The following is a 19619-nucleotide window of genomic DNA, read 5'->3' as shown; positions in this document are numbered from 1 at the left end:
AGTTATAACCTCGGTACTCATAACTGTCTATACATCTCATACTGAATCACGAGATGCGATCGGTTAATCGGGCGATCGTGATTCTGATTTGCGTATATTGCACACTATGGAAACAAAATTGTGCCTGTACAAATGCTGCGTCACTCAATGCTACTGACTATAGGTAAAGTGAAATAAAGTGCGATCGCATCTCTCGAAACTCAAGCTGTTGATTCAGCTTTGTACTTGGAATGCGATCACCACTAAATCTTAGAGCGAATATTCCCAAATCCTTACAGGGAAGTCGTTTGTAAAATTGTACAACTTTTTTATTTGTTTTTGGATGGTAGCATGATGAAATTGTATAACTTTATTTTTTCAAAAGTTCTCAGTAGCTAACGATATAATAGTGCTTGTAGCCGCGCAAATTGTACAACTTTTTTAGTTGTTTACAACGACTTCCGTCAGAAAGTGATCCAAGCCATCGAGTTAGATGGACTAAAGAAAAGCGAAGCGAGTGAACTGTTCAATATCAGCCGCAACACGATCAACCTGTGGTTGCAACGTAAAGCCCAAACGGGAGATGTGAGGGCATTGCCTAACCGACCAAGAGGCAACAACCATAAAATTACAGACTGGGAGCAGTTTCAGGCGTTTGCCAAGACTCATGGAGATAAAACTCAGGTGGAGATGGCGCAATTATGGCAGGGTGAGATTAGCGATGCCTGCGGCGAGCTTCGCTTACGCACAATCTCACGAGCTCTAAAGAAAATTGGATTTACGCGAAAAAAAAGACCTACGGCTACCTCGAACGGGATGAGTCGAAACGGCAAACGTTCATAGAGGAGTTGGCCCGCCTTGCGGATGAAACGATTGTTTATGTAGATGAAGCAGGCATGGACAACCGAGAAGACTACGGTTTTGGCTGGAATGAGAGAGGACAACGGTTTTATGCCTTGAAGTCAGGACGACGACAAGGGCGAGTGAATATGATCGCAGCCCAATGTCTTGGGCAACAGATGGCTCCGTTTACTGTCGAAGGAGCCTGTAATCGGGCTGTATTTGAGATTTGGCTAGAAACTTGTCTGATTCCCCTACTCATACCAGGGCAGGTAGTGGTCATGGATAATGCCACGTTTCATAAAGGAGGTCGCATTGAACTACTGATTCAGGAAGCCGGATGTGAGTTGCTCGGAGGTTGAGCAATGAGGCTTTGATGATAAAGTCATTCTAGAAGTAGAAGAAAGACCCGCTACTTATGCCCTCCTACCTATTTTCTCACGATTGATTCAGGATTGCTATATGTTCCTATTGAATAGCTTCCTCCGTTCAACAATCAGGTTTGTAATAATTAGTTTAATGGCGATTGCAATGGTGCTTGGCTGGAATGCGATCGCCCACAGTCAAATACCTTCTTTATCCACCGCAGCCTCTGAAGATCCGCACCAGCCACCTAGGGGTGTCACCCGTCTCGGTTTATAAGTATCCTTCATTTACAGTGCTATACGATCCAAATAAAGCACTGCGAGTTTGGGGGCCGACTATACCATCGACACGCAAACCATTGTTGGCTTGAAACTGCCGGACTAGCCCAATAGTCGTATTTCCGTAATAACCTGTAGGATTAATCCCTAAACGCCTTTGTACTTGTGATACAGCAGAACCTCTAGAACCATAACTGAGTGTGATGCGTCCACCTACTCCAGCAGAGGTTGGGTTGTTTGAACGAGAGTTATACGTATCACCTACCCATCTTGCAGCTACATATCTATTTCTGGATAGGCGAACAAAACCATTGGCTCTACCAGTGCTGGTAATTCTAGTACCGTTGGGAATACAGTCTACAACTGAAGAACTAGTGTAGGGGCTTACACGCACGTTAAGACAACTGCCGTTAGTTCTGACATAAGCGCCTAATGCTGCTGACACTTGGGTAATAGCTGTAAAAAATACTATAAAACCAGCTAACGATAACCAAACAGAAGATTTCAGAGATTTCTTCCAATCTAAGTCAAACTTGGGAAATTCATAGTCGATAGATTTTGCCTGACCGTTTGCCTCTTCGTAGGCCACGAACATAGATGAATAAGCAATATATTCCATTGATTAACACCTTAATCTTTTAAAAACTAAAAACTCACAAACTTTTCACACCACAAATTAAGCGATTCTTGAACAGCAATAGGCTCACTCAAAGCCATCGTCCAGTGTCTATGGTGTAGACTGCAATTTTATTCGCCACCATCGCTGAAAATAATGTTGTCGCTACGAATCCAACCAATCGCTCCCGATCTTGGGAATTTCACTCGACACCAGTTAAGCTGACTACCACGTCTATCTTTGTCTTGAACGCATTGTAAATTTTGGGCGCGATCGCCACCTAACCCGTAGCCTTTAGTACCCGAGTTGATAGTTGGTCTTGTACGTAGATTAATTCTTTTTGACCGTCCTCCAGCTAGCGTCACCCAATTAGGTCTAGCGATGAGATAAGGCTGGTTTAACTGATTTACAACAGAAGAATTTGAGGTTACAGAAATATCATTAATTCTTTGCACTCCTTCCTGAGAAATATTTGCTTTCACTGGAAAAGTCGTAACAAATGATGCTAAAGATACAACAGTGGTAATAAGTAATGTTTTAAGTTTCATGATTTTTGTTCACCTAAATATTGACAAATTAAACTTCACCTAGCTTTTGTAGCTTGTTTTCGTATTTGCTCGTTAAACTTACCCATCCTGGAACAAATATAGAGAACAGAAGCCCTAAAATTTTTAGACAGATTTAAATTTCCCATGTTTTCTTCTTGACTTCAAGTGCAGATAAATCAGTTAATCTATTTACAGGCAAATTAGCCCAAAGCACCATCTATTAATTTTTTGATATGTAATTTGGAGATCAACTTAAAACTTTTCTTAATATAGCTTTAATATACGTTGTATATTTTACTTTTTCTATCAAAAAATATCCATGAATTTAGTTACAGTTACATAAATATCACTTAAATCAGTTAAGAGATAAATTACTTTATTTAAAACATCATATACATCAGTTAAGGTGAGAAACTTAATTACGAACATCTGACTTTTTTCAGATAGTTCCAACAGACTGTAAGCCATTGAGTAAGTCAATCGACAAACAAAGGACTTGAAGGATATTTTTCGATTTTATATATACACAAAAATTTTGTATTTATTTATTTTTGGAATCAAATTTTTATGAAAGAATAGCTATTAGATTTTCAGAATTTTGTGAAAATATCAAAATCAAATCTAACTGAAAATGAAGCAATTAACCAAGTTGAAGAAGTCAGAATTCAGGAGTCAGAATCAAGACGCGACGCTCGAATACTCGCTAACGCTCCGCTATCGATGACTCGCTAACGCTTCTCTACGAGACGCTTCGCGAACGCTATCAGTCGGGGATTCAGACCCGCGACTTTCTTGTTGACCACCAAATTTTCAATTTGGTGGGGGTGCAAAAACGTCGGTTATTCAGACGCGACGCTCGATGACTCGCTAACGCTCCGCTATCGAGTACTCGCTAACGCTGCGCTATCCGCTTTTTCGGTCAAAAAACATTGCCGAATTCTGACTCCTGACTCCTGAATTCTGTTCGATAAACATGAAAAACAATCAGAAATTTTCTGCCTTTCCTCGGTTAACCAGCAGTATCTTTTTAATTTTGGGGATTTCCGCCATACCCTACACTACGGCTTGCAGTAATCAATCCAATAGCAGCAAAGCCGAACAAGTTTCTCATACTAAGTTTCCTCTAGGTTTTTCGGTAAGTAAAATAGACACCACGGTAGACCCCAAGCAGGATTTCCAGAAATTTGCAGCAGGTAAATGGCTCGATGGTGTGCAACTTACCCCAGACCTTCTGCGAGCGTCCGATAATAATTTTTTAAACAAGCAGGTTTCCCAGGAGGTGCAAAAAATAGTGTCACAAGCAGCTGCTCAAAGCACTAAGGCATCTAAAGGAAGCCCGTTGCAACAAGTTGGTAACTTTTATAGCTCAGGCATGGATGAGAAGCGGCTGAAAGCTTTGGGGGTTTCTCCTCTCAAGCCAATGTTTGACCGTGTTGAGGCTATCAACTCTCCTCAGACTTTGACGGAAACCCTTGCCGATTTGTCAGTCATATTCAGTGGAGATGATATCCCGATGTTTGGGGTTGAGATTGGAGCAGATACCCAGAATAGAACCATCAACAGTGTCTATGTAGGCGATCGCAAACTGTCCCTCCTAAATCAAGCAGAATATTTGAATCAAGACACGGCTGCTATCCGCAGTGCCTATTTAAAGTTCATCACAGACAACTTAAAAATCGCTGGCGATTCTCCTGAAAAAGCAGCAGCCGCAGCTAAGAAAATTCTGGAAATAGAGACTCGCCTTGCCAGTAAAAAACTCAGCCCTGTAGAAAAAAGAGACCCCAACCGGAAATACAAAAGGATGTCGTTTGCAGAGCTTGAGTCTTTGCTATCCAACTTCGATGTCAAGACCTATTTTCAAAAGTTGGGATTACCGACCAAGGGAAATGTCATTGTTGTCGAGTCTCAGGCATTGGCAGAGCTAAACCAGATACTCAAGCAATACCCGATAGAAGACATCAAGACCTATCTCCATTGGGTGGTATTGCTGCAAAGCATACCCCATCTGACTCCCGCATTTAACGAGCCTGCGCTTGCCTATGCTCAGAGTCGCTATGGAAAAATTCAGCTTTCACCCCGTGCTGAAATTATATCCAGTCAGATTCCTCAATTATTGGGTCATCCTTTATCTCAGCTCTATGTCAAAAAATATTTTTCTCCCCAATCTAAGCAAAGGGTAGAAGATATGATTGGACAAATCAAATCTGTGTTCAGGACGCGGTTGGCAGCGAATCGCTGGCTGAGTCAGTCTACCCGTAAATCCGCCCTGGAAAAACTTGACCGTATGGTAATCAAAGTAGGGTATCCAGAGAAATGGATTGATTACTCCAGTATTGATATTCGACGGGATGACTATTTTGGCAACGTGATACGGATCAAAGAATTTCTCTCCCGTCGCAATTTGGCCTTGTTGGGCAAATCAGTAATCCGTGATGAGTTCAACGACCCAGAAGGCACATTGCCTATCATAGTCGATGCAGCCTACGATCCAGGTAAAAATGGAATTGAGATCCCTGCGGCTTTTTTACAACCACCATACTTCGATAGTAAGGGCGATGCAGCCGTGAATTTTTGTTCTATGGGAGCTGTAATTGGTCATGAAATGACTCACGGTTTTGACAGTCAAGGGCGACTTTACAATGCTCAAGGTAATCTCCAGAATTGGTGGACTGATGAAGATGCTGCTAAGTTTGTAGCCCAGACCGATAAATTGGTGAAACAGGCTAATGCTTTTGAAGTGCTTCCGGGGTTGAAATTGAACGGAAAACTTACCGTAGGAGAAAATTTGGCTGATGCTGGTGGGGTCAGTCTAGCTTATGAAGCGCTACAAAAATATTTGAAAGAAAATCCCCAAGCTAATCAAAAGATCGATGGCTACACACCCCAACAGCGTTGCTTTATTGCCTGGTCTCAGTTGTGGGCTATGAAAACCAATGAAGGTATTCTTCGCCAACTGACAGCAACCGATCCCCATCCTCCAGGCTCTTATCGTGGCTTTGCTCCTTTTCAGCATGAGGATGGGTTTTACAAGGCGTTTGGCATCAAACCGGGCGATGCTATGTGGTTGGATGAAAAAGACCGCGTGAAGATATGGTAAGTAGTAATTCAACACACTAATATTGACCTGTGTAGATAGGGAAAAGGGCAAAGGGTAAGGGTTTAGTTCCAACATCGCTAAACTGACTATAATACGCAGTAGGGGCACAGCATTGCTGTGCCCCTACGACAGATGTGGTTCAAATACATGAAAACTGCTGTAACTAATATCGGATATTTTTTTCACTGCAAGTTTCTTACACAAAGGCTAATTTTGAAAAGGAGACTTTGCCAAATCTGTGTTGTAAGTAATCCATTGTGGTCTGCCAATCTGGATATTGTTTGCTTCAAAGGCTAGGCGCACTCGTAGACGGAACTCTCGCCCAACATTCCATTGTTCCATCGGTGCCGTTTTAATCCAAACGCGCACTAGCATACCCGTGTGGGAGAGGTCATCAATGCCCAGGACTTCGGGCGATTCTGGCAGGCGATCGCGCCATTCCACTTCGCTATACAATTGCTGGGATACTTGCCTGAGAATTTCTAAAACCTGCTTCGGGTCGTTTTCATAGGCCACCACAATAGAAAAGTCTACCCGCGACCAAAGGCGGGTTAAATTGTTGACATCAGTGATATTGCTATTAGGAATGGTAATTAACTTACCTTCGCCATTGCGTAGTTGAGTCACGCGTAGGTTGAGATTTTCCACCAGTCCGCTTTTATTCCCAATCTCAACCACATCTCCCACAGCAAATTGATCCTCCATCAAAATTAAGCAGCCATTGACCAAATCTTTCATCAAACTTTGAGAACCAAGGGAAATTGCAATACCGATGACAGCCCCCCCTGCCAAAATTGAACTAGTGGGTACATTAAAAATGTCTAGAGTCCGCAAGATACCGAAGGTAATCAAAACAAAGGTGATTAATCCTTTTAGTGCCCCAGAAACTGTTGCAGATCGCAGAGTAATCCGTTGAGTTTCACTCAAAGGGAGAGAGGGATGGGTTGTCCAGACATCGGTGATGTAGTCAATTAAGCTTTTGCCGATACGAATGACAACACTGATAAAAAACCAAATAATCAGCAGCGCGAGGGGACGGGCTAAAGCGTCATTCCACCATTTCATCAGGTAGGGGACACGAGATATGATGACCACAATCCCGATGTACCATCCGAGAATAAACGCCCAAAACAGTAGCAAGGTAAGAAAAGAATAGATCCCCAGTTGGCGCTTGAGAGTGAACTGTCGCTGGATGATTTCTAGAAATTGCGATCGCCCATCGGCGATGGTGTGTGCCTCTGATTCGCTGGTGTCGATTGCCTGAATATTGGCCGATGTTTCTGCCTGAGAGCGTTTGACCGCAGCCTCTTTTGCCTCAGCTATATGCTCTTGATAACGAGCTTGCAATACCGTCTGTTTGCGAATTAGAGTTCGCCGCAGGAACCATAACACAACACTGCCCAACACCAAGCCGATGCTGATTTGTAGTGCCTGGCCAACCCGTTGAGACAATACTTTAGGTGAGAAGAGTCGCTCGATGCGTTCCACTTCTGCTTGTAATATTTTTTGCCACTCCTGGGCCAATTCCTCAAGGGTTTTCCCATAGTAGTCAGCATCTGGCTCTGTCACTGTCACCAGCCTTAAAGAACGGGACATTTGATCGTCATTGAGCTGGAGGATTAGGCGGTTATTCAGGGTGGCAACAGAAATTATGGGAGTTTCTTGGGCTTTGTTGGCTCTATCGAGCGCTCGCATCAGCCGTTGCGTAATTTCTTCAGCACGTACTTCCACAGGAAGACTTCCCTCTGGCGGTTGGTCGCGATTAAAAACAGTGGGAGAGACAACCTTAAATAAAAGGTTTTTGTCTAGTGGTGAATTCACGTTGGCAATTTCATATTCACCGAGACGGGTGACGCCTTTAGGCGGTTTGTACGGATCGTTAGAAGCGGCGGTGGGTGATGAGGACAGTTGACTGTAGGCGATCGCACTCCAACCAAGTACTATTGCGATCGTCATCACGCTGACTAGCACAAACCGAATTATTGAATGGAGGAAGCGATTAAACAGGAACATAATCTCTGGTAAAGTGATTGAGCAACTCGATCTTGAAGCCTTGCTCTTGGAGTCATGCTCTACTGTATCAGGCACTCTCGATCGCCTCGGCATTTCGGCTGGAATCTACTCTAATCTACCTGACTGTGCGACACCGCGCACCCTCGCAATCTCCGCACGTGCGGCTTTGGCTGCCGGACTATCGAAACTGTCCGTAGATGCAATTGCCGCTGCAAGATCGATCGCCGCATCAAGTATCAACCCAGCGCGTTTTGCCGCGTCAGGCCCGGATGAGGACTTGATCTCTCTCAGGTAAGCTCGCCGATCTTTCGGTCGGTTGGAAATCGCAGCCAGTTCAGCTTCTGTCACGATTCCGTTTGCAACATCGTCAGCCAGCAGGACGCGGACAAACTTGCGTTGACGCTGCTCGGAGAACCGCCACGCAAGCAAAATCGCAACCGTTCCAATGACGATGCCGATGAGCCCGAAGCCGATAAACCCACCAACGGCATCCCAACAGCTATGAGCCAGACAAGCCAAAAGAAAGAAACCTACTAAAACCGCGAGCCGATGTCCGAACGAGCGATTTTTCGCTTCGAGGAAGTAGCCAAACCCCGTACCCGCAACTGCCGTGTAGAGCGAGTGACTCCAGAAACCGCTCACTGTACGCACTACCAATACCTGCAACGCATTAGCGACCTGCTGCGATCCGAAGCTTTCGTTGGGGGCGAGCACAATGTAAGACACGTCTTCAAAGACCTGAAAGCCGAGACCCACAAACGCACCAAGCAGAAACCCGTCGTAGGCGTTGCGGACATGGTTGCGTGCTAGTAAAGCGAGCATGACCAGCCCGACGAATTTGGAGCTTTCTTCCACGATGGGTGCCGTGAGAGCCGGACTCCAATGGCTATAAAAGTCGAGGCTGGTCAGCTTCGCAAATAGCGATAGGATTGCATTATTGCCAGGGAGCGCCATAACCCAGGGCGCTACTAGTCCGCCCCAGAGAAAGCCGAGCAGCGCGAGCTTGGCTGGCTCACGTTCATACCGATCTTTGTGCGTGAGAAACCAGATCCAAGGCAGGCAATATAGTGCCTCAGCGGAGAGGGCAATAAACAGAGCAGTGGGATAGATGGCGTTGGCGAACAAAAGTTGGCAGAAGCCGTAGATGCCTTTGAGTACGAGCAACCAATACAAGTAGCACGCCGGGTTGTGCGGCTGAAAAAATCGGACGGAATTGCTCCAGCCTGAACGATCGATGGCAGCCTTGCGGATTGTGTCCTCACTCTTTGAAGTGCTAGTCACGAATTGCCCTCCTATGGTTTAAATGTGATGCTCTGAATCATGTCAGCGATCGGTTGCTCCAGTTGTGTGGAGGTAGCGGCCGGGCCCTTCACAATCACTTCGACTGCCTGACCCTTGCCATCGACGTATGCAAGCAGTAGACCAATATAGTCGGGGCCATTAATTCTCTTAGCTACTCCGGCAACCTTTTGCAGTGTTGTAACAGGAACTAATTTACCCTCGACAATAAATTCATTCTGGTCTTTCACGATCTGGTTGAGGAGTTCCTCGGCAGTTCCCTTCCAGACGCCGCTCTTGACGCTAAACGTGACGCCATCTTTGAAGACCACTGCGTTTGATGAACTCCCGACAGGGGATGGGGTCTGAGTTATCACCCAGCCTTGGGTTGGCGTAAAACTTACAGGGCCGACATTATAAGCTGTCCCTGCTAAAACCTCTTTGTTATGAACAGCCTCGTTGATGGCTGGCATGACTCCCGACCATAAAAACACCACAAGATAAACGCTCACCGTCGGCCAAATGAGCCGGCGATCGAGTCCAAGCAGTCGATATTCAACTGGTACAGGGGCTTCGTGTCTTAGGGGGGACATACAATTTTCCTTTTTGCGGTGCTAAACAGGCGTGAAGCTGATGAGGGTGATACCAATTCAAAATTCAAAATTCAAAATTCAAAATTAGGAAAGCTAGACAGAACAAAGGTATGTCCGTATGTATCTGTTGCATTCTTTTTTAAAATTGGTGTGATTTGTGTTTTGCCGTGTCTCAAAAGATGGTCGTTGGTAGCCGCCGGACTATATTAGGGACTTCCAAATAAAAAATATCCCATCCCTGCGGGACGCTACGCGTAGCTTGCTTCCCCAATGGGGTACGCTTTTAGGGCAGGGGAGCAGGGGGAGGAAAAGTCGTTGTGATTCCAAAAATTGGATAATTTATTTTTTGGAGTTCCCTTATATTGGGCAGAAAATTTCTGCCTAAGATCCCGCACTTAATACGCTGTTGGAGGTGTTTAGACTGTTGCACTTCCAGCGATCGAGAAAACTGTTAAAAGCAATGTGATAAACGTATCGCTTCCAACAGTTTTCAAGCTTTTCTCTAGTATTGAAAAGCAACCATCACAAGATACCGACTGAAAGTTCAAAAGGAACTGTTCGATTTCTGTCCTTACTGCCACCCTTTAGATACACACGAACGGTATAGTTGCCACTCTGTGACAAACGAACGTTTCCGTCATTGCCCGATATTGAGCTGTTATAAATTGCCCGATCTGTGCTGCCTGGTGAGAGAATGTTGAAGTATGCTGCTCCTTTGGTAATCAACGAAACCGAGAGGCTCTGCCCTGCCCGCGCATTTAGAATATAGTCATGGTATTGGTTGCCAGTAACCGAAGACCGGATAAAAGTGTTGTCTTTGCCAGCGGAAAACCTTACGCTCGTATGAGCCTGAGCTAACGACGGTGCAGTGAAGCTAAATGTGAGCGATGTGGTGATAACCGAGGCGGCTAAAACACTACCAATAAGAGTCAAGGCAGAGTTTCCCATGTGATAGTTTCTCCAGCGCCAGCAATTCATTGTTTATTTTTCTAACTTAATCAGCAAACTATTCAGCTTAATTAAATTACCTTAAGCAAAAGTATTAATCTTCAAATTTGAAGATTGGTACTATGTTGTTGATGGTATTCAAATTTATCTAAATCTATCTTGATTTTTGTTTTATCGTTCTATTTTTAGTATTTATTTAGACTTACCTCGATTTTTCGCCTATTAGCTAGTGTCGAAGGGAGCAATGCGATCGCGTCTGCACCAAAACGAAATCTTGATGCCACCGATAGAGCGAGTTTTCAACTGCGAAGACATGGGTTTCGTCTTTAGTTTTGACGAAACCCAACAATACAACAGACTAAAAACGAGTTCTGCCACTGCTCCAGTCGCCGGAATCGCAAGTACCACGGAAATCCTCAATCCCATTAATGGCAATTCGTCCACTGCGTCGATCGATCTCAACACGCGGATGGTTTAGCCCATTTACTCGGTATTTACCCGTGATTTGCTCCGGTGTGACACGGAGATCGTTGAGGTTCCACCATCCATTAGTACCGCCGGAATTAATTGGCGGGATGAGCCTTCCGCCCAGATGAATTTTTCCCTGCATATTACGAATCTCGACTTGAACCTCAGAATCGAATTCCTTTGTCGAAGACTCTACACGATTTTGCAGTTCATAGCGATGACGACGTGAGTTCCATTCATAGCTGTTGCGGCTTTCAAGACTTGGTTTGCGACCTTCACCGTAGCAGATTAAGGTCAGTTTTTGCCGCATTGAGTCGTCACTGTTGCGCTCAGGTGCGCCTTGCTCCCGGAGATAGGTATCGATCGCTGTCTCGGCTTTACGGATTTCTGTTGAATTACAGGATCGACCCTGTTGAAGGATCTCCCCTTGAGGATTAAAAAGGACAGTGCAGCCACTTCCCGATCTCATACCAGTCACACTCAGATTACCGTTGTCTAAAGTGTCGATCGCTGCTTGAGCGTTAACAGGATGAGTGACTGTCAGAGTTAATAAACCCACAATAGTAGGGGCTAATATTCGCAAGCTTTTCATTAGTTGCATAGAGTCTAGATGAATTTGTTTGAAAACTTTAGCATTCATAAAAATATTCAATCTCTTATTTTTGTATAGTTGGGGTTAAGGCTTGCTCTTGAATGAGATTGTGTTCTTTGTTGATTTGCATTGAACTCATGATTTTTCGCTTCTGTCTAGATTTGGAAATGACCGGATTCTGGCTAATTTCAAGGGGGGTACTTAGCAACATTAAAACGCTGGCAAATCATAGAGAATTTTGCCAGTGTCAATCAGTGTTATGAGTTCTGTTGAAATGGTTTAGACACAACAACGGGATTAGATTATCTATGGCAGTGATGCCAATCAACGTAAAAGATGTTTTGATAGCGACCGTTTGAGGTAACTATTTCTACACACTTACCTGAGTTGCCTTCAACCCAGAATGAAGCAACAGAAGTATTTGACACTTTTTCGTTACGGCGATAGGTATATCCCCTCTGCCGCAATTCGCCCTCTGCTTGACCAGCCCTCGCTCCTACTAGGTCTGACAAAGGTCGGGAAGACGAATTGCCTGTATTTTGAGGACGTTTTCTATCTCCGCGATCGCAATCTGCCGTGGTTCCGGTATCAGCCAGAGAGACATAGCGACCTTGTTCTGTCCTCACGCTAATGCACCGACCGGTTTTAGTTTGAGTCCAAAAGCTATAAGTAGAATCATCAGATTTTTCAGCCCAGCGAAACCTATAGCCCCGCTTTTGGAGTATGGCTTCTCCATCTCGTCCGCGAACATTCACTAAATCTTGAAGTCCGCGAACAGGATCTCCAGCATTTTGAGCCTGGGCATTGAGGGCAATTGTGATGATTAGGGAACTCGCAACGATCGGAATTAAACGGTTTATTTTCATGTTGTTTTCTCAAGAGTGCCAATATTTTAGGAATCATTACAAATTGGATTGCTTGAACCTAAAGCGCCCCTTCATTGGTATCAGAGAAGTAGTAGTTGTAAAACTCAGTCCCCGTCTTTTTGTTAATCACCACAACCTGCTTAGTACCTCGGTTATAGATGACGCGCACCTGCTCGTTTTCGCCAATGAATGTATTGCCAGATGTCCGTTCCAGATAGCCGTGGAAGTTAAATTCGCCCTCCGTAATTTGGATGACGATTGTATTTTTGTCCAGTACTGTCATGTAGGTGACAGGTTTAGAAGATTCGGAAATGATTATTGAAACAGGTTCAAAGCTTTGAGCTTGGGCAGAGCTAACCAGCCCCTCCATGCTCCAGAAAAGACTCCCAGCAGCGATAAAACAAAGAGCAATGATTTTTTTCTCCACGCTTTTCATGGCGCTCAATCCTGTTATTTAAAAAATGGAAATAATAATGATAGGACAAGAACACAGATGTCAGGGTGATAGTTAAAGTTTGACATAACTGTAGGTTGCGATTGTCTCAAGCATTCGCCTTTAGGCGTTCCTGCTTTCTGAGGCACAAAGTTACGAAGGAAAAAAAGTAATTTTAGAATTTCATAGTTCTGATTGAGCAACGCCAATATTTTAGACAGCTTCAAATTTCCCATGTTTTCTTATTTACCTCAAGTGCAGATAAATCAGTTAACTTACTTGCAGGAAAATTACCTGAAAACACTCTTATATAGGCTGTAGCTTTGGTAATCTCAGGATTGGGCAATAAAATACTTCATTTGCTTAAAAATTTTTGTATTTTTATATACAAATTTTATTTCTGCTTACATAGACATTTAAAACTTTTCTTATTATTTTTTAATCATGTTTTATTTTGTCACTACTAAAAAATCAATTGATTTTTTCCCAGTTCAAAAACTTCACTTACATCAGTTAAACTGTTGCAAATATCTGGTAATATTTAGATTACATCGATTAAAACATCATATACGTCACTTAAGGCTGGAAACCGCTTTTGAGCAAAATTAATATGAAAACAAGTTAAAAATTTCATTTAGAAATGAAAGAAGACAAAAATAAATCACTGCGAAAAAGAGGAGTAGTTCTAACTGCTGTCGGGATGAAGAGATTGCAAACTGCAATTTTGGAAGAAGAGAGACAAAAAAGAGGAGGTAAACGTTTTACACAAGTAGAATTAGGCGATCGCATTGGAATTTCCACCTCTACTTTAAGCCGTTTGTGGTCTTTGAATTCGAGGATAGATCCGCGCACCATGCGAATCTGCTTTAGTGCTTTTGATTTAACGTTGCATGAAGATGACTACACTATTTATGATGAAAATGACATTGATTTTTATCAGGAATATTCCCAAGAACAGCGACAGTTGATAGTTAGAGATTTATCTCAAAATTCAGATAATTCTGTGCAACAACAAACAATCATACCAAATACTGCACCATCCCAAATTGTTTCCATATTTCTCAGTGAAGAGAAAATTAAGAGTGAAATTACACTCAAAAAACAGAGCGATGGCAACATTCAAGCAAAGATTAGTGAATATATAAAATATCCCTGCGCTCCTTTATCTTTAGATTCTAAATTCTATATCCCTCGTCCTCCATTAGAAGAACTAGCATATCAAGAAATCACGCAACCGGGATGCGTTATTCGCATTCAAGGTTGTCGAGGCATGGGTAAAACATCTTTGATGTTGCGGATTTTAGCTCATGCCAAAACATTAGACTATAAAACAGCAAAACTCAATATCGCTCAAGTTGATATTGATGTTTTGCAAAAACCTCAATTATTCATGCAATGGTTAGCTGCAAGTATAGCTCGTCAACTAGGCATAGAATTTAATATCGATAAACATTGGGACGAAGAAATAGGTAGTAAACTCAGCTGCACTCTTTATTTAAAAGAATGTTTGCTTGCACCTTTAGAAAAACCTTTATTATTAGTATTAGACGAAGTTCAGCATATTTTTGAATATCCCGAACTAGCCAATGAATTTCTACCTCTGTTACGTTCGTGGCAAGAAGAAGCGCAACAGGATGAAGTATGGCCAAAGTTACGGTTAGTAATTGTTTATTCAACAGAAGTTGATTTTTCTCTTGATATTAATCAATCTCCCTTTAATATTGGGCTACCCTTGAAATTATTGGAATTTACTTCTGAACATGTAATTGAGTTAGCAAATCGATATGGAATAGATTGGAAAGAAAATGAGCAAGTGCAGCAGCTAATGGAATTAATCGGGGGACATCCAGCATTGATCAATATTACTCTTTATCATCTGCGCTATCATAAATTAACCTTAGAAGATATTTTGCTAACAGCAAGTACAGAATTAGGAATTTATCGTCAATACTTACAAAATTTATTAAATAAATTACAAAGAAGTACCCAATTATTAGATAGTATGAAAATATTTTTCACAAAAAATGAAAATATCGATCTAGATATATTAAGTGCCTACAAATTAGAAGATATGGGGTTAATTAAATTGCAGCAACAAAAATGGGTGATTAGTTGTCAATTATATCGAGACTTCTTAAAAAAATATCTGGAGTTGTAATTAGACAAAGTTCAGCAAATTATGATTTGCTATTATGAACACAAGTATTTACAAAGTTGGTGGTTGTCTAAATGCTAATGCTGCCAACTATGTTACTAGGCAAGCAGACATTGAACTTTATACAGCCTTGAAAGCAGGGGAATTTTGCTATGTATTCAACTGTCGTCAAATAGGTAAGTCTTCACTACTGGTACATACCAAGCAACGATTACAAAATGAAGGCTTTAGTTGTGCTTACATTGATATTACGCAGATACGCAGCCAAGAACTCACCGAAACACAATTTTATAAAGGCATAATTGTCCGCTTGCTGCATAGTTTTGGATTAGCTAAGAAAATCGATTTTGCAGCTTGGTGGCAAGAACAAAGTGAATTTTCACTCATCCAACGCTTGGGCAATTTTATCGAAGATATTTTGCTAGTAAACCTGAGTAACAATCGGATTTTTATTTTCATTGATGAAATTGATAGTTTGCTGCAATTAAGCTTTGGCATAGATGATTTCTATGCGTGGATTCGGGCTTGTTATCAACAAAGAGTCCATAATCCTGAATACGAACGACTGGGTTTTGCTTTATTTGGGGTTGCAACTCCCTCTGATTTAATTCAAGATAAACTCAAAACACCTTTTAATATTGGTGTTGCTATTAATTTAGAAGGGTTTACATTAGCAGAGGCTCAACCTCTGGTAGTGGGATTAGAGCAAGTTGTGAACAATCCCCAAAGGGTATTTAAAGAAATTATTGCTTGGACTAATGGACAGCCATTTCTAACGCAAAAATTATGTCAGTTGATGGTAATAACCAAGCAACAGCATTACAGCCAAGGGATGAATCTAGAAAGTAACAACGGCAAAACTAGCCCACCTTTGGAAATTACACCAGGTAAGGAAGCAGATTGGATAGAGTGTTTAGTGCGATCGCAAATCATTAACAATTGGGAATCTCAAGACGAACCAGAGCATTTACGCACAATTCGCAATCGCTTACTTTACAATAGTCAGCGCATTAGTAGATTACTCGCAATCTATCAGCAACTTTTACAAGCTATTCCCGTAGCAGCCGACGACAGTCGAGAACAGGTAGAACTACTGCTTTCTGGTTTGGTAGTTAAATATCAAGGATATCTGCAAATCCGCAATCGCATATATCAAGACGTTTTTAATCGGGAATGGGTAGAAGCACAATTAAATCAACTATGTCCCTACTATGAAACAGTATCAGCTTGGATTGCTTCTCAAAAACAGGATACATCCCGGCTTTTACGGGGACAAGCTCTAATTGATGCCCAAAAGTGGGCGCAAAACAAAAGCCTCAGCGATTTAGATTACCAATTTCTGGCCGCCAGTCAGGATGCAGAACAGCAAGAAATCCGGCGGCAATTTGCGGCGCAGCAAGAAAGCGAAAGGTTCTTTCGGCAACTAGCAGAAGCAATGCCCCAGATGGTATGGATTGTAGAGCCAGATGGTAGACTATCTTATACCAACCAGCACTTAAGTACCTTTTTGGGGCGATCGCATTCAAAGGTGACGGACTGGAAAAGCCTGGATTTGGTTCATCCTGAAGATCGCCCCAACAGCCTTGTCGCCTGGAAACATTCCCTAGAAACCAACTCACCCTATGAAGTGCAACTGAGAATACAAGATGTCGCGGGAAACTATCGCTGGTTTCTCAATCGGGCGATTCCCATCAAGGATGGAAGCGGACAGGTGGTGAAATGGTTTGGCACCAGCACCGACTTAGATGATTTGAAACGACAAGAAGAATTGCGGCGACTGCAAGAAGTTGAAAAGCGGCTGCAACAAGAAAAACGCGCCAGTCGCTTGCAAAAGTGGCTACTGGGGACTGTTAGTATTGCTTTCGTCGTCGCGAGTTTCTTGGGAATGTATGCCTTCGCTCAAAGACATCAAGCCACTGTCCGAGAAATTGAAGCGATCGCTAACGTCTCGGAAGCTCAGTTTGCCTCTGGGAATCGATTAGATGCTTTAGTCAGTGCCATCAAAGCCCAGACTCGATTGAGCAAATTGTCGGATGTGCCTGCTGAGTTATTTACCAAGGTAGATCGAGAATTGCGCCGTGCCACCTTTCAAGTCATTGAACGCAACCGCCTAAACGGTAAACAGGGAAAAGTGCGGGGTATTGCCATCACTGCCAACGGACAGACAATCGCTGCTGCTCACCAACACGGTAAGATTACTCTGTGGAAAAGCGATGGCACATTGGTAAAAGTACTTGGCGGTCACAAAGGAGAAGTCTTTGATGTCACCTTTACTCCCAAAGGCGATAAACTAATTTCGGCTGGGCAAGATGGCACTGTGCGACTGTGGAAGCTGGACGGTACACTGGTTAAAATACTCAACGGACATCAAGATTGGGTGCGATCGCTCGCCGTCAGCCCTAACGGACAATGGATTGCCTCGGCTAGTAACGACAAGACAGTAAAACTTTGGCGCATCGACGGCAGCTTGATTCGCACTTTTAAGGGACACAGCGGTGCAGTTTCAAAGGTGGCGTTTAGTCCTGTTGATGCTAACACCCTAGCCTCGGTCAGTGATGATAATACTCTCATCCTCTGGAATCTGGAGGGTAAGAAAATTCGGACACTGAATAATCCCATCGCATCCAAAAAAGGCAAAAACCGTCTGATGAGCGTCACCTTCAGCCCTGACGGACAAACTCTGGTAGCTGGAGACTGGATTGGTAATGTTATCTGGTGGACTGTCACTGGCACTTTATTGGAAACTGCCACAGAACACGACAGCAGCGTGGTGACTCTCGCCTTTAGCCCCGATGGACAAACCCTCGCTTCAGCTGGTTGGGATAACACAATTAAGTTTTGGAACAGCGATCGAACTGTCAATCAAACCCTGTATGCCCATATTAACGGTACATGGGAAATAGCTTTCAGTGCCGATGGTCGTCGTTTGATTTCCGGTGGTGAAGACAACTTGGTGCGGCTGTGGCAGCGGCAAAGCGATATTCTCACGGTATTGCGGGGTCATCGTGCCTCTGTTTGGCACACGCCGATTAGCCCTGATGGGCAAACAATCGTTTCCTCTAGTGCTGACGGCACCATTAAGCTTTGGAATCGAGCCGGACAACTGCTCAACACCTTAACCCCGCCACCGGGACAGGTTTGGTCAGTGGATATCAGCCCAGATGGGAAGGACATCGCCGCAGGTAGCGATGATGGTTCCTTGACTTTATGGACGATGCAGGGAAAACCCTTAAAAACGATTTCAGCCCATAACGCAACAGTGCGGGATGTGATGTTTAGTCGCGACGGGCTAGAAATAGCTTCCATCAGTTGGGACGGCACAGCCAAACTCTGGAAGCGGGATGGCACTTTCATCCAAACCCTGAGTGAGTCCCTACCTAAAAACCGCGATCGCCTCAATGCTGGAGCATTTAGCCCTGATAACCAATGGTTAGCGATCGGCGGTCGAGATACGTTTCTTCGCCTCTGGCACAGGAATGCAAACGGGAAGTTTCCATCTCAGCCGCAATTCACCCTGAAAAGCCATAACGAGACTATTTGGGATGTCGCCTTTAGTCCTGATGGAAAGTTCGTTGCTACAGCCAGCGAGGACACGACAATTAAACTGTGGTCGTTAGAAGGTAAATTAATTCGCACCATTCCCGCCCACACAGATCGGGTAAATGGTATCACCTTCATTCCCCCTGATTCTGGGCTCCCCGACAACTGGGGTACTGTCTTAGCCTCTGCTGGTTGGGATAATATTGTGAAACTGTGGTCGCTAGATGGCATCCTTCGCGCTACTTTGGAAGGACATGAACAGCGAGCATTGAATGTTGCCTTTTACCCCTCTACCCAGCATCAAGGAGCAATCCTAGCATCTGCCGGGTTAGATGATGTTGTGATTCTCTGGCAACTCGATCGCGTTTTAGATAGTAACCAGATATTGCACTCTGGTTGTATGTGGATACGAGATTATTTGCAAAAGCATCCAGATTTGGGCGATCGTCAATCTCTTTGTCAGGTGGAAAAAACGATTCCTCCAGCCTACTCGAATACATCCGGTTAAGCCTGTTAGCCAAAGAATTTCATCAAGTTATTTCATGGTTGATTAAAAATTTAGGCAACAAAGTTATCAAGGTTTAGAGCGACCGACTCCGAAATACTTGATTTTAGATGCGATCGCAACTGTTGATCTACCAAGCAAATTGAACAGATTTGTTGCTGCTTTACCCACCGGACATTCTTACACAGTTGATGATTTCATAGACAATCACACTTTATTACCCTTTTATTGACCTTTCCTGCCACTAGAGCGACTTCAATTAGTTCGGCAGGATATGTGCGGTGATAATGGCTCAAAAATTCATACACGCTTGGGAATTGTTGCTGGATTCATTAAGATGCCTTCTCATTTGCGCTTCTGTCCATTGTGTATGGAAGATGATCAGAAGCAGTTTGGCGAGGTCGCGTATGTATTATTTATTGTTAATAAGGATTTTGCTTAACAAGTAGGTTTTATCCCTCTTTTGTCACTTTCCTAGTATTCTGAATAAAAGGATTAAAAGAA

At 43.4% G+C, this 19619-nt stretch carries 13 protein-coding genes and 1 pseudogene; 6 read left to right on the top strand and 8 right to left on the bottom strand.

The window, feature by feature from the left end:
* Positions 1-450 precede the first annotated feature (450 nt).
* Positions 451-1169 (top strand): annotated as a pseudogene (locus tag RMY27_RS23875) (IS630 family transposase); the annotation flags it as partial.
* Between the two features lie 169 nt (positions 1170-1338).
* Positions 1339-1461 (top strand): hypothetical protein, encoded by a 123-nt coding sequence (locus RMY27_RS23870; RefSeq protein WP_322667368.1) that lies wholly within the window; start codon positions 1339-1341, stop codon positions 1459-1461.
* Here RMY27_RS23870 and RMY27_RS23865 read toward each other — a convergent pair.
* Together RMY27_RS23865 and RMY27_RS23860 are read right to left on the bottom strand one after the other, a co-directional pair.
* Positions 1456-2082 carry a peptidoglycan-binding protein gene (locus tag RMY27_RS23865; protein ID WP_322667367.1) on the bottom strand — a complete coding sequence of 209 codons (627 nt, stop codon included), beginning with the start codon at positions 2080-2082 and terminating at the stop codon, positions 1456-1458. The two genes, RMY27_RS23870 and RMY27_RS23865, sit on opposite strands and share 6 nt — an antisense overlap.
* Positions 2083-2210: 128 nt before the next feature.
* Complete coding sequence (locus RMY27_RS23860) at positions 2211-2627, bottom strand: hypothetical protein (protein WP_322667366.1); 417 nt, start codon at positions 2625-2627, stop codon at positions 2211-2213.
* Positions 2628-3227: 600 nt separating this feature from the next.
* Here RMY27_RS23860 and RMY27_RS23855 point away from each other — a divergent pair.
* Positions 3228-3359 carry a hypothetical protein gene (locus tag RMY27_RS23855; protein ID WP_322667365.1) on the top strand — a complete coding sequence of 44 codons (132 nt, stop codon included), beginning with the start codon at positions 3228-3230 and terminating at the stop codon, positions 3357-3359.
* Between the two features lie 241 nt (positions 3360-3600).
* Positions 3601-5724 (top strand): M13 family metallopeptidase, encoded by a 2124-nt coding sequence (locus RMY27_RS23850; RefSeq protein WP_322667364.1) that lies wholly within the window; start codon positions 3601-3603, stop codon positions 5722-5724.
* A 207-nt stretch (positions 5725-5931) separates the two neighbouring features.
* Here RMY27_RS23850 and RMY27_RS23845 read toward each other — a convergent pair whose 3' ends face one another.
* The 6 genes from RMY27_RS23845 to RMY27_RS23820 all read right to left on the bottom strand — a co-directional run bounded on the left by RMY27_RS23845 (position 5932) and on the right by RMY27_RS23820 (position 12918).
* On the bottom strand, positions 5932-7737 hold the full coding sequence (locus RMY27_RS23845; RefSeq protein WP_322667363.1) for a mechanosensitive ion channel family protein: 1806 nt from the start codon (positions 7735-7737) through the stop codon (positions 5932-5934).
* Positions 7738-7842: 105 nt separating this feature from the next.
* Complete coding sequence (locus RMY27_RS23840; RefSeq protein WP_322667362.1) at positions 7843-9018, bottom strand: PrsW family intramembrane metalloprotease; 1176 nt, start codon at positions 9016-9018, stop codon at positions 7843-7845.
* 11 nt (positions 9019-9029) lie between these two features.
* Entirely contained in the window at positions 9030-9266 is a 237-nt protein-coding gene (locus RMY27_RS23835) for a hypothetical protein (RefSeq protein ID WP_322667361.1), read from the bottom strand.
* A gap of 1648 nt (positions 9267-10914) precedes the next feature.
* A complete protein-coding gene (locus tag RMY27_RS23830) occupies positions 10915-11664 on the bottom strand; it encodes a hypothetical protein (RefSeq protein WP_322667360.1) in 750 nt (249 codons plus the stop codon).
* 254 nt (positions 11665-11918) lie between these two features.
* On the bottom strand, positions 11919-12482 hold the full coding sequence (locus tag RMY27_RS23825; protein ID WP_322667359.1) for a hypothetical protein: 564 nt from the start codon (positions 12480-12482) through the stop codon (positions 11919-11921).
* A gap of 58 nt (positions 12483-12540) precedes the next feature.
* On the bottom strand, positions 12541-12918 hold the full coding sequence (locus RMY27_RS23820) for a hypothetical protein (protein WP_322667358.1): 378 nt from the start codon (positions 12916-12918) through the stop codon (positions 12541-12543).
* Between the two features lie 637 nt (positions 12919-13555).
* On the opposite strand from RMY27_RS23820, the gene RMY27_RS23815 reads away from it, so the two are divergent.
* Positions 13556-15073: an AAA-like domain-containing protein gene (locus RMY27_RS23815; protein WP_322667357.1), complete on the top strand. Its 1518-nt coding sequence runs from the start codon at positions 13556-13558 to the stop codon at positions 15071-15073.
* Between the two features lie 34 nt (positions 15074-15107).
* Complete coding sequence (locus tag RMY27_RS23810) at positions 15108-19118, top strand: AAA-like domain-containing protein (protein ID WP_322667356.1); 4011 nt, start codon at positions 15108-15110, stop codon at positions 19116-19118.
* Positions 19119-19619 lie beyond the last annotated feature (501 nt).

This window comes from Nostoc sp. DedQUE09 (assembly GCF_034530915.1).
Classification (GTDB): domain Bacteria; phylum Cyanobacteriota; class Cyanobacteriia; order Cyanobacteriales; family Nostocaceae; genus Nostoc.
Note: the sequence above shows the minus strand (reverse complement) of the source record. Positions and strands in the feature narration are given on the sequence as shown.